Source organism: Microbacterium sp. SORGH_AS_0421 (assembly GCF_030818635.1).
Taxonomy (GTDB): Bacteria; Actinomycetota; Actinomycetes; order Actinomycetales; family Microbacteriaceae; genus Microbacterium.
On sequence record NZ_JAUTAO010000001.1, the window covers coordinates 3,044,612 to 3,061,867 of the forward strand.

At 69.2% G+C, this 17,256-nt stretch carries 18 protein-coding genes, 1 tRNA gene, 1 other RNA gene and 1 pseudogene; 11 read left to right on the forward strand and 10 right to left on the reverse strand.

Features of this window, described 5'->3' with window-relative positions; translation table 11 throughout:
- Nucleotides 1-12: 12 nt before the first annotated feature.
- The 3 genes from ilvD to otsA all read right to left on the reverse strand — a co-directional run bounded on the left by ilvD (nt 13) and on the right by otsA (nt 4,062).
- Nucleotides 13-1,731 (reverse strand): dihydroxy-acid dehydratase, encoded by a 1,719-nt coding sequence (ilvD, locus tag QE416_RS14580; RefSeq protein ID WP_210074548.1) that lies wholly within the window; start codon nt 1,729-1,731, stop codon nt 13-15.
- A 64-nt stretch (nt 1,732-1,795) separates the two neighbouring features.
- On the reverse strand, nt 1,796-2,575 hold the full coding sequence (otsB, locus tag QE416_RS14585) for a trehalose-phosphatase (RefSeq protein WP_267787052.1): 780 nt from the start codon (nt 2,573-2,575) through the stop codon (nt 1,796-1,798).
- Nucleotides 2,572-4,062 carry an alpha,alpha-trehalose-phosphate synthase (UDP-forming) gene (gene otsA, locus QE416_RS14590; protein WP_267787051.1) on the reverse strand — a complete coding sequence of 497 codons (1,491 nt, stop codon included), beginning with the start codon at nt 4,060-4,062 and terminating at the stop codon, nt 2,572-2,574. The genes otsB and otsA overlap by 4 nt, the downstream gene beginning before the upstream one ends.
- A 144-nt stretch (nt 4,063-4,206) precedes the next feature.
- On the opposite strand from otsA, the gene QE416_RS14595 reads away from it, so the two are divergent.
- On the forward strand, nt 4,207-4,461 hold the full coding sequence (locus QE416_RS14595) for a hypothetical protein (RefSeq protein WP_210074544.1): 255 nt from the start codon (nt 4,207-4,209) through the stop codon (nt 4,459-4,461).
- Between the two features lie 73 nt (nt 4,462-4,534).
- On the opposite strand, the pseudogene QE416_RS14600 reads toward QE416_RS14595, so the two are convergent.
- The 3 genes and pseudogenes from QE416_RS14600 to QE416_RS14610 all read right to left on the reverse strand — a co-directional run bounded on the left by QE416_RS14600 (nt 4,535) and on the right by QE416_RS14610 (nt 7,143).
- Nucleotides 4,535-5,723 (reverse strand): annotated as a pseudogene (locus QE416_RS14600) (acetyl-CoA C-acetyltransferase).
- Nucleotides 5,720-6,373, reverse strand: coding sequence for a 3-oxoacid CoA-transferase subunit B (locus tag QE416_RS14605; protein WP_307317237.1), 654 nt, complete (start codon nt 6,371-6,373; stop codon nt 5,720-5,722). Before QE416_RS14605 ends, QE416_RS14600 begins: the two are co-directional and overlap by 4 nt.
- Nucleotides 6,373-7,143, reverse strand: coding sequence for a CoA transferase subunit A (locus tag QE416_RS14610; RefSeq protein ID WP_307317238.1), 771 nt, complete (start codon nt 7,141-7,143; stop codon nt 6,373-6,375). The genes QE416_RS14605 and QE416_RS14610 overlap by 1 nt, the downstream gene beginning before the upstream one ends.
- Nucleotides 7,144-7,246: 103 nt before the next feature.
- Between QE416_RS14610 and QE416_RS14615 the strand changes: the two genes are divergently transcribed.
- From QE416_RS14615 to QE416_RS14630, 4 genes are all read left to right on the forward strand, one after another.
- Nucleotides 7,247-8,029, forward strand: coding sequence for an IclR family transcriptional regulator (locus QE416_RS14615; RefSeq protein ID WP_210074537.1), 783 nt, complete (start codon nt 7,247-7,249; stop codon nt 8,027-8,029).
- A gap of 48 nt (nt 8,030-8,077) precedes the next feature.
- Nucleotides 8,078-8,605, forward strand: coding sequence for a MarR family winged helix-turn-helix transcriptional regulator (locus tag QE416_RS14620; protein ID WP_307317240.1), 528 nt, complete (start codon nt 8,078-8,080; stop codon nt 8,603-8,605).
- Complete coding sequence (locus QE416_RS14625; RefSeq protein ID WP_210074533.1) at nt 8,602-9,843, forward strand: MFS transporter; 1,242 nt, start codon at nt 8,602-8,604, stop codon at nt 9,841-9,843. The genes QE416_RS14620 and QE416_RS14625 overlap by 4 nt, the downstream gene beginning before the upstream one ends.
- Before the next feature lie 288 nt (nt 9,844-10,131).
- The gene (locus QE416_RS14630) at nt 10,132-11,268 is read left to right on the forward strand and encodes a S8 family peptidase (RefSeq protein ID WP_307317242.1); all 1,137 of its coding nucleotides are present in this window, start codon (nt 10,132-10,134) and stop codon (nt 11,266-11,268) included.
- Between the two features lie 122 nt (nt 11,269-11,390).
- Here QE416_RS14630 and QE416_RS14635 read toward each other — a convergent pair whose 3' ends face one another.
- Nucleotides 11,391-11,930, reverse strand: coding sequence for an NUDIX domain-containing protein (locus tag QE416_RS14635; protein ID WP_307317244.1), 540 nt, complete (start codon nt 11,928-11,930; stop codon nt 11,391-11,393).
- 159 nt (nt 11,931-12,089) lie between these two features.
- Between QE416_RS14635 and QE416_RS14640 the strand changes: the two genes are divergently transcribed.
- Together QE416_RS14640 and QE416_RS14645 are read left to right on the forward strand one after the other, a co-directional pair.
- Nucleotides 12,090-13,004 carry a hypothetical protein gene (locus QE416_RS14640; RefSeq protein WP_307317247.1) on the forward strand — a complete coding sequence of 305 codons (915 nt, stop codon included), beginning with the start codon at nt 12,090-12,092 and terminating at the stop codon, nt 13,002-13,004.
- Between the two features lie 151 nt (nt 13,005-13,155).
- Nucleotides 13,156-13,473, forward strand: a complete 318-nt coding sequence (locus QE416_RS14645) for a hypothetical protein (protein ID WP_307317250.1) — start codon at nt 13,156-13,158, stop codon at nt 13,471-13,473.
- Nucleotides 13,474-13,537: 64 nt separating this feature from the next.
- Here the strand turns inward: QE416_RS14645 and QE416_RS14650 are convergent.
- Nucleotides 13,538-13,610: transfer RNA gene (locus QE416_RS14650), tRNA-Lys, on the reverse strand.
- A 103-nt stretch (nt 13,611-13,713) separates the two neighbouring features.
- Here QE416_RS14650 and QE416_RS14655 point away from each other — a divergent pair.
- Both QE416_RS14655 and QE416_RS14660 read left to right on the forward strand, forming a co-directional pair.
- Nucleotides 13,714-14,538 (forward strand): inositol monophosphatase family protein, encoded by an 825-nt coding sequence (locus QE416_RS14655; RefSeq protein ID WP_307317253.1) that lies wholly within the window; start codon nt 13,714-13,716, stop codon nt 14,536-14,538.
- The gene (locus QE416_RS14660) at nt 14,538-15,104 is read left to right on the forward strand and encodes a hypothetical protein (RefSeq protein ID WP_307317255.1); all 567 of its coding nucleotides are present in this window, start codon (nt 14,538-14,540) and stop codon (nt 15,102-15,104) included. The genes QE416_RS14655 and QE416_RS14660 overlap by 1 nt, the downstream gene beginning before the upstream one ends.
- Nucleotides 15,105-15,123: 19 nt before the next feature.
- Here QE416_RS14660 and QE416_RS14665 read toward each other — a convergent pair whose 3' ends face one another.
- Nucleotides 15,124-15,378 (reverse strand): hypothetical protein, encoded by a 255-nt coding sequence (locus QE416_RS14665; protein ID WP_307317257.1) that lies wholly within the window; start codon nt 15,376-15,378, stop codon nt 15,124-15,126.
- An 82-nt stretch (nt 15,379-15,460) separates the two neighbouring features.
- Between QE416_RS14665 and QE416_RS14670 the strand changes: the two genes are divergently transcribed.
- Entirely contained in the window at nt 15,461-16,000 is a 540-nt protein-coding gene (locus QE416_RS14670) for a YaeQ family protein (RefSeq protein WP_307317260.1), read from the forward strand.
- Between the two features lie 84 nt (nt 16,001-16,084).
- Here the strand turns inward: QE416_RS14670 and ssrA are convergent.
- Nucleotides 16,085-16,454: a transfer-messenger RNA gene (ssrA, locus tag QE416_RS14675) on the reverse strand.
- Nucleotides 16,455-16,602: 148 nt separating this feature from the next.
- Here ssrA and QE416_RS14680 point away from each other — a divergent pair.
- Nucleotides 16,603-17,256: an SIMPL domain-containing protein gene (locus tag QE416_RS14680; RefSeq protein WP_307317262.1), complete on the forward strand. Its 654-nt coding sequence runs from the start codon at nt 16,603-16,605 to the stop codon at nt 17,254-17,256.

Below are 17,256 nucleotides of genomic sequence, written 5' to 3' on the forward strand. Positions count from 1 at the left end.
GGGGGACGGCCGTCAGCCCGTGACAGCGCCCTCCGCGGCGGAGTGCACGAGCTTGGAGTACTTGGCCAGAACGCCACGGGTATAGCGCGGGGGGAGCGGTTCCCAGCCTTCGCGGCGGGAACTCAGCTCGGCCTCATCGACGATCAAGTCGAGAGTGCGAGCGGCGATATCGACCCGTATCAGATCACCATCGCGCACGAAGGCGATGGGACCTGCGTCCACCGCTTCGGGAGCTATGTGGCCGATGCACAGGCCGGTTGTGCCGCCTGAGAATCGTCCGTCCGTCAACAGTAGTACATCTTTTCCGAGCCCCGCGCCCTTGATGGCGGCCGTGATGGCGAGCATCTCGCGCATGCCGGGGCCGCCCTTGGGGCCCTCGTAGCGGATGACGACGACGTCGCCGGCGACGATCTCGCCCGCCTCGAGGGCGTCCATCGCGCCGCGCTCGCGCTCGAACACGCGGGCGGGACCCTCGAAGACGTTGCCGTCGAAGCCGGCCGACTTCACCACGGCACCTTCGGGGGCCATCGAGCCGTGGAGGATCGTGATACCGCCGGTGGCGTGGATCGGGTTGTCGAACGAGTGGATGACCTTGCCGTCGACCGGGTCGGGGGCGAGGTCGGCGAGGTTCTCGGCGAGCGTCTTGCCCGTGACGGTGAGCGCGTCGCCGTGGAGCAGGCCCTCGTCGAGCATCGCCTTCATGATGACGGGGATGCCGCCGTGACGGTCGACGTCGTTCATGACGTACTGACCGAAGGGCTTCATGTCGGCCACGTGCGGCGTGCGGTCGCCGATGCGGTTGAAGTCGTGCAGGTTGAGCTCGACCTCGGCCTCGTTGGCGATGGCGAGCAGGTGCAGCACGACGTTGGTCGAGCCGCCGAGCGCCATGGCGAGGGCGATGGCGTTCTCGAACGCCTCTTTGGTGAGGATGTCGCGCGTGGTGATGCCCTGGCGCAGCAGGTTGACCACGGCCTCGCCCGAGCGGTGCGCGAAGTAGTCGCGGCGGCGGTCCGCCGACGGCGGCGCAGCCGAACCGGGAAGGCTGAGGCCCAGGGCCTCGGCGACCGAGGCCATCGTGTTGGCCGTGTACATGCCGCCGCACGCGCCCTCACCGGGGGCGATCGCGCACTCGATGCGCTTGAGGTCGGCCTCGCTCATCTTGCCCGCGAGGCATGCACCCACGGCCTCGAACGAGTCGATGATCGTCACGTCCTTCTCGGTGCCGTCGCTGAGCTTGACCCAGCCCGGCGCGATCGACCCCGCGTAGAGGAAGACGCTCGAGAGATCGAGTCGAGCGGATGCCATGAGCATGCCCGGAATCGACTTGTCGCAGCCCGCGAGCAGCACGGAGCCGTCGAGGCGCTCGGCCATCATGACGGTCTCGACGCTGTCGGCGATGACCTCGCGCGAGACGAGCGAGAAGTGCATGCCCTCGTGGCCCATCGAGATGCCGTCGGAGACGGAGATGGTGCCGAACTGCAGCGGGTACCCGCCGCCGGCGTGCACCCCCTCTTTCGCGCCCTGCGCGAGCCGATCGAGGCTGAGGTTGCAGGGGGTGATCTCGTTCCAGCTCGACGCGATGCCGATCTGGGGCTTGTCCCAGTCCTCGTCGCCCATGCCGACCGCGCGGAGCATTCCGCGAGAGGTGGTGGCTTCGATGCCGTCGGTGACGACGCGACTGCGGGGCTTGATGTCGAACTCGCCGGTGTTCGGATTCTGCGGTGCGGGCATTGTCGAAGTCTATTGCGCGCGCCGAGGGCGTGACGCGAACGGAGCCGGTCGAACCGGCAACTGTTCAGCGGATGTGCGATCGGCGCAGCCGGGCGACGGCCTCCAGTACCGCCACGAAAGCGTCGATGTCCGGCACGCGAAGCGTCGCGGCGGTCTCTCCCCCGCCGACGCGCACGCCCAGGTCACCGGCTTCCAGCGAATTCAGCGCATCTTCATCGGTGACGTCGTCGCCGGCGAAGAGCACGGCCGTGGCACCGACCCGGGCGCGCAGGTGCGCGACGGCCGAGTCCTTGCCCTCGTGGCGGAACGAGAACTCGAGGATGTCGTGACCGGTGCGACGACGCCACGACGGCGCCTCCGCCGCGAGCAGTTGGTCGACGAGCGATCGCGCGGCGTCGGCGGTGTCGGCATCCGCGGTGCGCGTGTGCACGCCGAGGCCGTACTCCTTCGGTTCGATCCAGACACCGTGCATGCGGGCGGTACGGTCGGCGACCTCGCTCTGGAGGCGGTCGCGCAGCGCGAGGTCGGCCTCGTCGTCACCTGCGGCCTCGATGCCCGCGCCGGGGACCCAGAACTGTGCGCCGTGCGAACCGGCGAGCCAGATCGGCGAGGCGTCGTCGTGTTCGGAGATCTCGCGAAGGTGTCCCAGCGAACGACCTGAGACGAGCGCGACGACGGTGCCCGGCAGCGCGGCGAGGGCGTCGACCGCGGCGCGGGCACCCGCAGTCATCCGCGCCGACATCGGCTCATCGACCAGGGGCGACAGGGTGCCGTCGAAGTCGAGCGCGATCAGCAGGGTGTCGGTCGTGGCGACGGCCTCGATCGCCGCGTCGGCGGCGGTCACTCGGCATCCGTCTCGTCGATGGACTCGCGTTCGGGAACCGAGCCGTCGTCGTCCTCGCCGACCTCGGCGGCCGCGGCGGCGCTGGAGGACTTCTCGTGGAAGACGGACAGCGCATCGAGGAACTCGCGCGACCAGTCCTCGACGTCGTGGTCGCGCACCCGCTTGCGCAGGGCGCGCATGCGGCGGCCCTGCTCGGCGGCCGGCATGTCGATGGCTCGCAGGATCTGATCCTTCAGACCGTCGATGTCGTGCGGATTGATGAGCAGCGCGCTGCCCATCTCGTCGGCGGCACCCGCGAACTCGCTCAGCACCAGCACTCCGCGGTTGTCGGTGCGGCTGGCCACGTACTCCTTGGCGACGAGGTTCATGCCGTCGCGCAGCGCGGTGACCAGCATGACGTCGGCGGCGAGGAACAGCGCCACCATCTCTTCACGCGGGTACGACTGGTGCAGGTAGCGGATCGCGGTGTGGGTCGTGGTGTCGTAGTCGCCGTTGATGCGACCGACCGTCATCTCGATCTCGTCGCGCAGCTGCATGTACGCGTCGACGCGTTCGCGGCTGGGGCTCGCGACCTGCACGAGAGTGGCGTCTTCGACCGTCGCGCGGCCGTCCTCGAGCAGCTCCCCCCAGGCCTTCAGGCGGTGGCGGATGCCCTTGGTGTAGTCGAGGCGGTCGACGCCGAGCAGGATCTTGCGCGGGTTGCCGAGTCCCTCGCGGATCTCTCTCGCCCGCTGCTGGATCTCGGGCTTCTGCGCCAGCTCGATGTACGAGTCGGCGTCGATCGAGATGGGGAAGGCCTTCGCGAGAGCCACGCGCGTGCCGCCCGAGGCGTCCGGGACCAGGATGCCGCTGGCCTTGGTCTCGTACCGCAACTGGCGCCGCACCGCCCGGGCGAAGTTGCCCGCGTCGGCCACCCGTTGGAAGCCGATGACGTCGGCGCCGAGCAGTCCTTCGAGTACCTGCTTGCGCCACGGCAGCTGGGAGTACAGGCCGTAGGCGGGAAAGGGGATGTGGTGGAAGTACCCGATGGTGAGGTCGGGGCGGAGCTCGCGCAGCAGTTTCGGAACGAGCTGCAGCTGATAGTCCTGCACCCAGACGATCCCGCCCTCGGCGGTGACGTCGGCCGCGGCTTTCGCGAAGCGCTCGTTGACCTTGACGTAGGCGTCCCACCAGGCGCGCTTGTACGTCGGCGCGGCGATGACGTCGTGGTAGAGCGGCCAGATGGTGTCGTTCGAGAAGCCCTCGTAGTACAGCTGCACGTCGGCGGCCGAGAGGGTCACCGGAACGAGGTGCGTGCCCTCGAATTCGAAGGGCTCCACGGTGGCGTCGGCTTGTCCGGCCCACCCCACCCACGCGCCCCCGGCGCGACGCATGACGGGTTCGAGGGCGGTGACCAGCCCGCCGGGCGAGCGTCTCCACCCCTCTCCATCGGGGGTGCGATCGACGGGCAGTCGGTTGGCGACGACGACGAAATCGGCCTGGGTCACAGGTCCTCCTCGGGGATCTTCCTCAGGCTAACAGCGGGCGCGATCGCGTCGAGGGGGTGGACGGAGTGCGCGAGGGCACTCCGGGAATCGGCCCGCTGCTGTCAAGGTCCGCCGCCGAGGCGCCCCGCTCGGTAGGTTGGGCGCATGCGGCAGTACATCTTCGGAACCGGTCTTCTCAGCGCCATCACCGGCGGCGTCACCCTCTTGCGGGGTCTCAAGAACGACGAACCGTTCACCTGGCGCACGGCGCTGGCCTGGCTCAGCTGGGGCATCACGCTGGCTCTCGCCATCGGCGCGGTCGTCGACACGCGTCGCGCGCGCCGCGGCCGCGTGATCGCGGGCGACTCCCCCGTCTCCAAGAAGCAAGAGAAGCTGTTCAAGAAGCGCCTCGCGCGCTGACCCGGAGCAAAAGCCGAACGGATGCCGTGCCCTCGGGGTCGCGGCATCCGTTCGCCGTATCTGCGGGCTGGGGTCAGCGCGTCAGGATCAGCGCGTCGCCCTGACCGCCGCCGCCGCACAGCGCGACCGCGGCCGTGCCGCTCCCCCGCCGAACGAGCTCGTGCACGGCGTGCACCACGAGACGGTTGCCGGAGGCGCCGATCGGGTGCCCGATCGCGATGCCGCCCCCGTGCGGGTTGACGACGTCGTCGGGGATCCCGAGCTCGGCCTGCGAACGGGCGACGACCGCGCCGAAGGCTTCGTTGATCTCGACGAGATCGAGGTCGGATGCCGCAAACCCCTGCTTCTCGAGCGCCCGGGCGATCGCGCGGGCCGGCTGGTCGTGCAGGGAGTTGTCGGGGCCGGCGACCTGACCGGCCGCCCCGACGACGGCCAGGACATCCCAGCCGTGCTCCCCGGCGACCTCGCGCGTGGTCATCACCACGGCGGAGGCCCCGTCGGAGATCTGCGAGGCGTTGCCCGCGGTGATCGACCCGCCCTCGGCGAAGGCGGGGCGCAGCCGCGAGAGCGTCTCGACCGTCGTGTCGGCACGAATCCCCTCGTCGGCGGTGACGACGACCGGGTCGCCCTTTCGCTGCGGGATCTCGACCGGCACGATCTCGGCGTCGAACACGCCGGCCGCTTGCGCTGCGGCGGCGCGCTGGTGGGAGCGGGCGGCCACGGCATCCTGTTGCTGTCGGGTGACCTCGTACCGGGCGTTCGCGCGCTCGGTCGAGGCGCCCATGCTCTCGCGGTCGTACGCGTCGGTCAGGCCGTCGTACGCGAGGTGGTCGAGCACCTCGACCGAGCCGTACGCGTAGCCCTCTCGCGAGTCCATCAGCAGGTGCGGGGCGCGGGTCATGGACTCCATGCCCGCGGCGACCACGACCGTGGCCGTCGCCGAGGCGCAGCATGCGGGCGGCGTCGATGACCGCCGTGAGTCCCGAGAGGCAGACCTTGTTGATCGTGGCGCTGTGCACGTCCCACCCGATGCCCGCGGCGACCGCGGCCTGGCGCGCGGCATTCTGGCCGGTCCCGGCCTGCAGCACCTGCCCGACGAGCACGGCGTCGACCGTGTCGGCCGGGATGCCGCCGCGCTCGAGCGCTCCCCGGATGGCGGCGGCGCCCAACTGCACGGCGGTCAGCGGCGCGAGTTGACCCTTCAGGCGTCCCTGGGGGGTGCGGGCGGCGGCGACGATGACGACGTCGTTCTGAGCGGTCATGCGTTCTGCTCCTCGGTGAGTCGGACGATCAAGGCAGGCTCGGTGGCGGCCCGCACCTCGTCGACGCTCACCCCGGGAGCGAGCTCGACGAGCACGAGTCCATCCTCGGTCACGTCGATGACGGCAAGGTCGGTGATGACGCGATCGACGACGCCGCGGCCGGTGAGCGGCAGGGAGCACGAGTCGACGATCTTGGGAGAGCCGTCCCGGGCCACGTGCTCCATCAGCACGATCACGCGCGCGGCGCCGTGGACCAGGTCCATCGCCCCTCCCGGGCCCTTGACCATCTTGCCGGGGATCATCCAGTTCGCCAGATCTCCGGATGCCGACACCTGCATCGCCCCGAGGATGGCGGCGTCGATCTTGCCGCTGCGGATCATGGCGAAGCTCAGCGCCGAGTCGAAGAAGGCGGCGCCGGCGAGGGTGGTGACCGTTTCTTTGCCGGCGTTGATGAGGTCGGCATCCACGTTCTCCTCGGTGGGATACGGGCCGACGCCGAGGATGCCGTTCTCGGACTGCAGCACGACGGTCACGCCATCGGGGACGTGGTTCGGCACGAGAGTGGGCAGGCCGATGCCGAGGTTGACGTAAGAGCCGTCGACGAGTTCGAGCGCGGCGCGAGCGGCCATCTCGGTGCGGGACAGGGGCATCAGCGGGTTTCCTCTCGCACGGTGCGCTTCTCGATGCGCTTCTCGATCTCGCCGACCTCGACGATGCGGTGCACGAACACGCCGGGCAGGTGCACGGCATCCGGATCGATCTCTCCGGGCTCGACGAGGTGCTCGACCTGCACGATGCAGGTGCGCCCCGCCATCGCGGCGAGCGGGTTGAAGCTGCGCGCGGCCCTGCGGAACACGAGGTTGCCGTGGCGGTCGCCCTTCCAGGCGTGCACGAGCGAGAAGTCGGTGGTGATCGCTTCTTCCAGCACGAACTCGCGCGGCTCGCCGTCCACCACGAACGTGCGGACGTCCTTTGCCGGCGAGGCCACCGCGACACCGCCGGACCCGTCGTAGCGTCGCGGGAGCCCGCCTTCGGCGACCTGCGTGCCGACACCGGTCTGCGTGAAGAACGCCGCGATACCCGCACCGCCCGCGCGGAGCTTCTCGGCGAGGGTGCCCTGCGGGGTGAGCTCGAGCTCGAGCTCGCCGGAGAGGAACCGGCGCTCGAACTCCTTGTTCTCGCCGACGTACGACGAGGTCATCTTGCGGATGCGTCCGGCACCCAGCAGGATTCCGAGCCCCCAGTCGTCGACGCCGCAGTTGTTCGACACCACCGAGAGATCGCGGGTCCCCCGGGCGAGCACCGCCTCGATGAGGGCGATGGGGTTGCCGGAAAGGCCGAAGCCGCCGACGGCGAGCGACGCGCCGTCGGGGATGTCGGCGACCGCTTCGGCGGCGGTGGCGAAGGTCTTGTCGATCACGCGAACTCCTCTGTCGTGGTGCAACTCCACCGTGCCGCCCCGCCCGCGGCGTCCGCGACCCCGCGCTTGTCATGTGGATGCCGCGGGGCGTAGCGTCCACATCGTGGACACCGCACCCGGTTCCGTACCCGGCGCTCAGGCGATCTCTCGGGCTGCCCGGCTCCTCCGACTCGTGACGGCTTCCGGCGACGGCGGCGCGTGGGTGGGCGATCTCGCGCGCGACGCCGACCTGACCCGACCGACCACGCACCGACTGTTGAGCGCGCTCCGGGTGGAGGGGCTCGTCGACCGCGACGAGACGACGGGTCGATGGCTGCCGGGGCCGGAGCTGTATCTGATGGGCAGTGTCGCGGCATCCCGTTTCGACATCACCGCGACCGCTCGCGACATCGTGCGATCCCTCGCCGTGCGCACCGAGGAGAGCGCATTCCTCTCGGTGCGGCGCGGGGACGAGACGGTGTGCCTGGTGCGCGAGGACGGAAGTTTCCCGATCCGCTCGTTCGTCTTGTCGGAGGGGGTGCGATTCCCCCTCGGGGTGGCCTCGGCGGGGTTGGCGATCCTGGCGTTCCTGCCTGCGCACGAGGTCGACGCGTATCTCGAGCGGCATCCGGAGCTCGCACGACGATGGGGAGCATCGCACTCCCCCGCGCGACTGCGTGCCCGGATCGGCGATACGCAGGCTCGCGGATACGCGGTGAACCCGGGACTGATCGTCGAGGGCAGCTGGGGTGTCGGGGCAGCCGTCTTCACACGGGCGGGAGATCCGCAATGGGCGCTGAGCCTGACGGGCGTGGAGTTCCGATTCGGCGGCGAGCGCCTCGCGGAGCTGGGGAGGATCCTGCTCGCGCACGCCCACGAGCTGTCGTCACGGATCTCGTCTCGCTGACCCTCGAGATAGATACCCCAGGTATATATCGGGGGTATACTTCTTCGTGTGACCCGTGACGATGACCTGCAGACCCTCCTGCTCGCCGTACATGCGCTCACCCGGATCGCCGCTCTGGACACGAAGAACGAAGCTCCCGCCGCCCAGTGGCGCACGCTCACCCTGTTGCGCGATCACGGCCCTCAGCGCCTGGGTGACCTCGCCACGTTGAGCCGTGTGACGCAACCCGGCATGACCCGGCTCGTCCACCAGATGGACGCGGCCGGGCTCGTGGAGCGACGCCGCCACCCCGATGACTCCCGCGTGAGTGTCATCGCCGCGACCGCGAAGGGGATCGCAGCGCTGGCCGGCTGGTACGAGCAGTTCCGCACCGCCCTCGCACCCCACGTCGCCGACCTCTCGCAGAGCGAGTGGGATGCCGTGAGTCTCGCCGCCTCTGCCCTTTCGCTGCGCGTGGGAATGACGCCGACCGGGACAGGACACCACGAAACCCCCGACGACGAAGACGACGCCGATACGACCGATGATCGCGGAGCCCTCGCGGGTGACGCAGAAGAACAGGAGGTGGTCCGGTGACTGCCGGTACCGCAGTAGTCAGCAAAGCGCCCAGCGTCTGGAAACAGCCCGCGCAGGTGTGGGCCGTCGCCTTCGCGTGCGTCGTGGCCTTCATGGGCATCGGGCTGGTGGACCCGATCCTTCCCGCGATCGCCGAGTCGCTGAAGGCATCCCCCGTCGAGACCGAGCTGCTGTTCACCAGCTACCTCGTGGTCACGGGCCTTGCGATGCTCGTCACGAGCTGGATCTCGAGCCGCATCGGAGCAAAGGCGACGCTGCTGGTCGGTCTCGGCCTGATCGTCGTCTTCGCCTTCTTCTGCGCCATCAGCGGCAGCGTCGACGCCGTCATCGGCTTCCGCGCCGGCTGGGGCCTGGGCAATGCCCTGTTCATCTCGACGGCGCTGGCAACCATCGTGGGCGCCGCCTCCGGTGGGAGCTCGGCCGCGATCATCCTCTACGAAGCCGCTCTGGGTCTCGGTATCGCCGTGGGGCCGCTGCTCGGCGGCATCCTGGGCGAGGTCAGCTGGCGCGGGCCGTTCTTCGGCGTCGTGGTGCTGATGGCGATCGCGTTCCTCGCGGTGCTCGCACTGCTTCGGGGCCCCGCCCCCGAGCGCAAACCCCTCCCCTTCAGCGCGCCCTTCCGAGCCCTGGGCCGTCCGGCGCTGGCGATCCTCGCCGCGACCGCGCTGTTCTACAACATCGGATTCTTCACGCTGCTGGCGTTCTCGCCCTTCCCTCTCGGCTTCGGGGCGATGGGCATCGGCCTGACCTTCTTCGGCTGGGGCCTGGGACTTGCGATCACGAGTGTGTGGGTCGCTCCCCTGCTGCTGCGTCGCTTGCGCCTGACGACGGTGCTGCTGATCGCGCTGCCTCTGCTCGCCCTCGACCTCCTCGTCGCGGCGTTCATCGTGTCGTCGGCCGTGGCGCTGGTCGTCTGCATCATCGTGGGCGGTCTGGTGCTCGGTGTCGTCAACACCGCGCTCACCGAAGCCGTGATGGAAGCGACCGACCTGCCGCGATCGGTGGCGTCGTCGGCGTACTCCGCGGTGCGCTTCCTGGGTGGCGCGGTCGCCCCGCCGCTCGCTGCGCTGCTGTGGCACGCCTACGGCGCCGGAGTGCCCTACGTCATGGCCGCGGTGTCGGTCGTGATCTCGGCCGCGTGCATCTTCTTCGGACGGCGTCTTCTCGCACACGTCGATGGATCGCACCCGGATGCCGCTGACGAGGGCGCCGCCGTTCTCATCGGAGACGCAGCCTGACGTCGAGCAGCAAAACCCGACACGGAGGGGCCGGCCGCAAGGTACGGCCCCTCCGTGCATCCCGGTCGACGGACGCCGACCGTGCGCGGACGTCGGCTGCTCGCCCGTCCCCTCGGGGCGACGTTTAACGAAGACGTTGTCCCGTTTCGGAAACGTTAAATCTCCCCCAGATCCTCTCCGATCGGTCACTCAGGGCCGTACCTTCGGTGCATGACTTCCCCCGGAGTCAGCGTCGCTCCCCCGGTCGACGCCGAGCCTGCCCGCCTCGTCGGGCGAGAGAGGATCCCCATGTCATCGACGACCCCTCCCCGAACGCGTCGGACCATCGCCTCCGCCGTCGTCACCGTCGCCGGAGCGCTGACCGCTCTGTGCCTCGCCCCGGCAGCGGTGGCCGCACCCGAATCAGAAGACGACTACATCGTCATGCTCGAGGGCGGCACCGCCGTCGACCGGATCTCACAGCGGCTGGGCGGGCTCCTTCCCGCCGGAGCAGTGACGCGGACGTTCGACACCCTCGGCGGATTCGTCGCCACGCTGAGCACGACCCAAGCCGAGCTGCTCTCGCAGAGCCCGCTCGTCGATAGCGTGGAGCGCGACTCCGAGATGACGACATTGGTCACGTGGGGCCTCGATCGGATCGACCAGCCCGATCTGCCTCTCGACAACTCCTACACCCCGAACGGCACCGGCGCAGGGGTGACCGCCTACATCATCGACACCGGCATAGTGCCGACCGATCCGGAGTTCACCGGTCGAGTGACTCCGGGCTACACCGCGATCTCCGACGGGCGCGGCACCGACGACTGCAACGGCCACGGCACGCACGTCGCCGGTACCGTCGGCAGCGAGACCTGGGGCGTCGCGACCGACGTCGGCCTCGTCGCAGTCCGCGTCCTCGGGTGCGACGGATCGGGGTCGACGTCGGGCGTCATCGCCGGCATGGACTGGGTCGCGAGCAACGCCGCAGGACCAGCGGTGGCGAACATGAGCCTCGGGGGCGTATACAGCTCGGCGACCAACGAGGCCATCCAGCGCATGACCGACAAGGGCATCACGGTCGCCGTCGCCGCCGGCAACGACTCCCTGCCCGCGTGCACCTCATCTCCGGCGTCCGCCGCGTCGGCGCTGACGGTCGCCGCCAGCTCACGCACCGACGCCCGGGCGTCGTTCTCGAACTTCGGCAGCTGCGTCGATCTGTTCGCTCCGGGTGTCGACATCACCTCGACCTGGCTGAACGGCACGACGAACACCATCTCCGGCACCTCCATGGCGTCACCGCACGTCGCGGGCGTCGCCGCGCTCGTGCTTCAGCAGTCGCCGGGGGCGTCTCCCGCAGAGGTGACCTCCACGATCCTGGGCGACGCCGTCTCGGGCCGGATCAGCAACGCCCTCACCTCGCCGAACCTCCTGGTACAGGCGCCGTAGGCGCCACGCCCAGCCAGTGCGGAGACCACTCGTCGCGCACACGAACATCCCCTCCGTCCGGCGAATCGCCGCGGAGGGGATGCTTCGTGGGCGTCCTGGGAAGAGGTTGGCCCGATGCCGTTCTAGACGCCGTCGGCGTTGCCGTGGATCTCTGCGACCCGTTGACCCAGCGTCTCCCACAGCTGATCGAACCGGGCGTTCCAGGGTGTCGCGAAGACACCGTCCTGCCACCGCTGGTGCACGACGTCGAGGGTGACCCACTCGGCATCCTGAACCTCCTCCGGGTCGGGCACGGGCACCGGCTCGCCCTCGATGCGAGCCACCCACAGGTCGAACAGGGCGCTCTCTTCCACGATGCGTCCGACGAGCACGAGATCGTCGGGAGCCCGCACCATCCCGGTCTCCTCGGCGAGCTCGCGCACCGCGCCCTCACGGCTGGTCTCTCCGCGCAACGCGCTGCCGGCGGGGAACTCCCACGCCAACGGGTAGTCCTTACCCGCTGCCCGCAGGCTCATCAAGACCCGCCCACTCGACGACACCAGGCACACGGATGCCACGATGTGGAACGACCCCGCCGGCACGGGACCATCGCCGCGTCGGTGCAACGTCCCCGTCGGGGTGCCCTGGATGTCGGTGACATCCCACATCTCGTCGTCGGCCATCGAAACCTCCCGGGTTCGTCGTGCGCCGCGTGCAGCGCATCGCTCCATCCTGCCGGGCCCCGGAACCCCGTACAGGAGGATTGCGCGGGCGAGCAGTGCTTGATTTGAACGGCACAGAATCCCGCAGTAGCGTTCCGAGCCGGGGGGTCACGGGGAACCATGCTGCTGCTGTCGGTGGGCGTCGTCGTCGTCTCTGTCGCTGTCGCCGTCGTCGTCGCTGCGTACGCCTTCGCCCGACCCCGCCCCCTGGATCCCCGCGCCGCGGCGTTGAGAATCGCCGCCGCGGCCGCGGCGCTGTCCGTCGGGTCGGCCGTCATGCGTCTCATCGGAGACCGCGATGTGAACGTCGTCTCCGCCACCTTCCCCGCCGACACCGCGTTCGTTCTGTCCATCGGCCTCATGTGCGTCGCAATGACCATGGCGCGGCAGCGTCTCGCACGCTCCGCAGCGGGCGCAACACTCGTCGCGGGGCTGACGGTCGCCACGAGTTCGGTGTTGCTTCCACCGGGCGTAGCCCGCATCGTGCTGCTGTGCACGCTGACTCTCACCGGCGTTGCCTGCGCGACACTGGCGCTGAGCAACACGGTCTTACCCCGGCCGCCTCGGATCGTCATCGCCGTCGCGACAGCCTTCTACGCACTCCACTGCGCGACGCGGGCACTGGCGTATCTGACGAGCGGACCTGACGCCGCCTTCGGCGCGGCGCCGTTCGGTGTGAGCACCTTGGCTGCGGCACTCCTCGCCAACGCATGCGTCGCCGCCGCGATTCTCCTGCTTTTCCTGCCCGTCGCCCGAGAGACCACCGCCGCCTCACGAGCATGGACGACCCTGACCATCGCGGACTGGCGTCTCGTGGTCGACGCCTACGGGATCCTGCGCGCCCGAGAACTCGTGTCCGAACTTCAGACCGCCGTCCGCGATCGAGATCCCGACGCCCGGAACGCGCGCCACGGCATCTCTACAACCCTCTCGTCACCGATGCAGGTGCTCACGGCGTATCTGCCCTACGAGTACGGATGGCAGCCGCACGAGATCGCGCTCATCGCGGAACTGACGGAGCAACGCGCCGCCTGACGCATGGGCGCGTGCCAAGGCGAATGAGACCCTCGCCGAGAACTGAGGCGCGAAGGCCCCACACTGTCTTCACGGTTCTTCGCACGTCGCGTACGCGATCACGCATGCGGCGCGTGCCAGAATCGCCGCACGCGATTCCTTTGGGGGGCACATGAAGGCTGGGCAGCGCGGCTTGGCTATCACCGGCCTCCTGATCGGCGGGGCAGCCCTTCTCGTGGGGGGCACGGTGCTCACCGTGATTAAGGGGTCTCAGATGATCGGCATGAGTGTCCAGGTGTTCGGGGCATGGTTCAGCTACGTGCCCATCTTCACCGAAGCCGCTCCGAAGCCGATACCGGCCTATGACTTCTTCTGGCCCGCGCTCACGCTCGTCGGAGGGTTGGCCGCGTTCTTCCTGGGCTGGGTAGTCATCATCAGGGGTGCAGCGCTTGCTTGGCCGACTCGATTCGACCGCTCGCTTCTGAAGTGATCTTGCATCCGCAGAACGACGAACCGCCCCGCACCAGTGATGCCTGGTGCGGGGCGGTAACTTGTGCACCCCCTGGGACTTGAACCCAGAACCCACTGATTAAGAGTCAGTTGCTCTGCCGATTGAGCTAGAGGTGCGTTCTTTTCGGCCGAAGTTTCGCTCTCCGCGCCGAGGAATGACATTACCAGGCGTGACTCGAGCACACCAAATCGAGCCAGGAGCGCCCGTTATCCTTGAGCCGTGTCCTCCATCGAAGAGCCCGCCGCGCCCCTCGCGGACCTGACCGACGATCTCGCGCTCGCCCTTCGTCTGGCCGATGCCGCCGATGCGGTGACGATGGAACGCTTCGACTCGGCTGACCTGCGGATCGATACGAAGCCCGACCGCACGCACGTCACCGAGGCCGACCTCGCCACCGAGCGGGCCATCCGTCAGATCCTGGATGCCGAGCGCCCCGGCGACTCCGTCCTCGGTGAGGAGTACGGCACCTCGGGTGACACCTCCCGACGCTGGGTCATCGACCCCATTGACGGCACGCACAACTACATGCGGGGGATCCCCGTGTGGGCGACTCTCATCGCGCTGACGGTGGACGGCGTCCCCCTGGTCGGCGTGGTCAGCCAGCCCGCTATCGGCCGACGCTGGTGGGCCGCCGTCGGACACGGCGCCTGGACTGCCACCGCCGACGGCCACACCCGCCGCATCTCCGTGTCCGCGATCGATGAGGTCTCGGCATCCAGCATCAGCTTCCAGAGCATCGAGCAGTGGGACGACGTCGACCTCGTCCCCACCCTCGAGAAGCTCGCGAGGGCCGTGTGGCGCGACCGCGCGTACGGCGACGCCCTCCCCTACATGTGGCTCGCCGAGGGTCGCCTTGAGCTCGTCGCCGAGTTCGGCGTGAAAGAGTACGACATCGCCGCGATCGCCCCGATCGTCCGCGAGGCCGGAGGTCGCTTCACCGCTTTCGACGGCACCGACCGTCTCAACGCGGGATCCTCGCTCGCGACGAACGGCGTTCTGCACGACGACTTCTTCGCCCTGCTCCACGAGGACGGCCCCCGCTGATGCGCCCACACAAGCCCCTGCTGATCACCGCCGGCCTGCTCGCGGCGCTCGCCCTCTCCGGCTGCACCTCGACGCCCGACGCCGCGCCGAGCGTCGCCGCCAGCGCCACGGCGACCGAGGTACCCGCTCCCGATTCCGCCGCCAACGCGACTCCGACGACGGCTCCGATCGATCCGACGTGCGAGAACATCATCCCGAAGTCCACCGCAGACGACTTCAAGAGTCTGGGCTGGACGTATCAAGAGGAGCCGTTCCGCATCGGGGCCACCGCGCTCGACGAGGGCATCCAGTGCAAGTGGGGCGACGCGAAGGTCGCCTCGGACCGCGTGCAGATCTTCGGCTGGGCCCCCATCGACGACGCGACCGCGCAACAGGCCGAGAAAGACCTCGTCGCCTCGGGCTGGAAGCTCGAGCGCGACGCCACCGGAGACTACGTCACCGAGAATCCCGACTGGCTCGGCGGTCGCGGTGCGGACGGCTACGGCTTGACCTACCTCTTCGGTGACGGCTGGGTGAAGTTCGCCGACACCCGCCAGAGCCTGCTCCTCGTCGAGACGCCGCAGTAAGGGGTGCGCCCGCGCCGACTCATCGGTACGGGTTCACCGCCGCGGCATCCTGTCCTGCCGCGAATCCCTCGTCCCACGCGTCTCCGCGCGCTTCGCGCTCCCGCCACAGCTCGTCGGCTCGCAGCACCCGGTGGGCCAGAGCGACCCAATCGCTCCACCCGCCTTCTACCGGACCGCCGTCTTCACGTGCCACGGCCCGCCAGCGCGCCAAATCCGGCAAGGGCTCGAGGCGGAACGAACCGATGTCGATGCGGGAGCTACGCGGGTCGGGCATGCCCCGACGCTAGCCGGTTCACGAGGACCACGGGTTCCCTCCTGCCCGACAGGACGGACGCGACAACGTAGGCTCGATCCTCGTGGCTATCGGCTCGACCATTCACACCTTCACGGTGCAACTTTCCGACGTCGACCGCGGCGTGTACGACGAACTGCCGTTGCGCGTCGCCCGGCATCCGTCCGAGACCGCTCCGTACATGCTGACGCGCGTGCTGGCGTACTGCCTCGAGTACGAGGAGGGCATCGGCTTCAGCGAGGGTGTCGCCGCCACCGACGAGCCCGCCGTGATGGTCCGCGATCTCACCGGTGCGCTCGTCGCCTGGGTCGAGGTCGGGGCTCCGGATGCCGCCCGCCTGCACACCGGCAGCATGAAGGCCGAGAGGGTCGCCGTCTACACGCACCGCGACCCCGACAAGGTCGCAGCGCCCTGGGCCGGCAAGCGCATCCACCGCGCCGACGAGGTGCTGCTGCACAGCTTCGAGCCCGGCTTCGTCGAGAAGCTCGCCGACGCCATCGAACGCCGCAACACCGCCACCCTCACCCGCACCGAGGGGCGCATCTACCTCGAACTCAACGGCGTTTCGGGCGAGAGCGACATCCACACCCGCACCGCGGGCTGAGCGAACGCGAGAAAGCCCCCGCTCCCACCGAAACGGGCGGGAGCGGGGGCTTTCTCTTCGTGACAACCTCTTCGTGACAACGGCTCGTGGAGCTGGGGGGAATCGAACCCCCGTCCAACGCTGGGTCTCCGCGTTTTCTCCGGGCGCAGTCTGTGCAGACGTTCTGCTCGGCTCCGACCTTTGTCACAGACACCTAAGTCGACAAGCCCAGCCTGGGAAAAGTCCCGCGTGACGTCCAGACGCCGTCACACAGCAAGACCCCTAAATGACGCCAGATTCCGTGGCGGGGTCACACACGGTCTGACGGACTATCGGGCTCGCTTACGCAGCGAGGGCGAAGTCAGTGCGCTTAGCATTGGCACTTATTGTTTTGCAGGGAGCGTTTACGAGATAACCCCACATCCTCGGCCCGCTTCTCGCGGGTTCGCAGGCGCTGTCGAAACCGATCAGCCCCGGGAACTCCGTGATGGAGCGGCCGTTGTCACTCTGTTGAATTGCCACCTCGGGAACCGAAGCACCCGAGCATCACAGTCTATAGCGGATCCCGGGCCCGGGTGATTCCCGCTCGACGGGATCCCACCCCCGTCCCGTAGGCTCACCGCATGAGTGAGGTCGTCATCACCGTCCGGGGCGAGAGCAACGCCCGCGTCCGCGCCGAAGAGGCCGCCGTCCGGGTGACCGTCTCGACCGATGGCCCCGCGCGCGGTCCGGTCGTCGAGCGGGCTCAAGAGCGCGCCGCGAGCGTGCAAGACGGGCTGGTCGCCCACCTCCGCTCCGGCGAGGTGTCCGAGTGGTCGAGCGCCCGTGTGTCCGTCTGGTCCGACCGCCCCTGGAACAACGAAGGCGCGCAGCTCCCCCTCGTCCATCACGCCGCGGTGGAGCTGTCCGCCACCTTCACCGACGCGGGAGCCCTGTCGTGGTGGCTGGGCGATGTCGCCGAATCCGACGACGTGCAGGTCACCGCCGTGGAGTGGCGCCTGTCCCCCACCACCCGCGCCCGGGTCGAGCGAGAGGTCGCCGCCGACGCCGTGCACGTCGCCGTGGAGCGCGCGACGGCGTATGCGGACGCTCTCGGGCTGGCATCCGTCTCCGCCGTCGAGATCGCGGATGCCGGCTTGCTCGCCGCCCACCCCGAGACTCCGGCTCCGATGGGCGCGCGCCTGATGGCCGCGTCCGCCACCGGACCGTCGTTCAGCCTGCAGCCGCCCGAGATCGTCGTCACCTCGGTGGTCGAGGGGCGCTTCCACGCCGAGTGA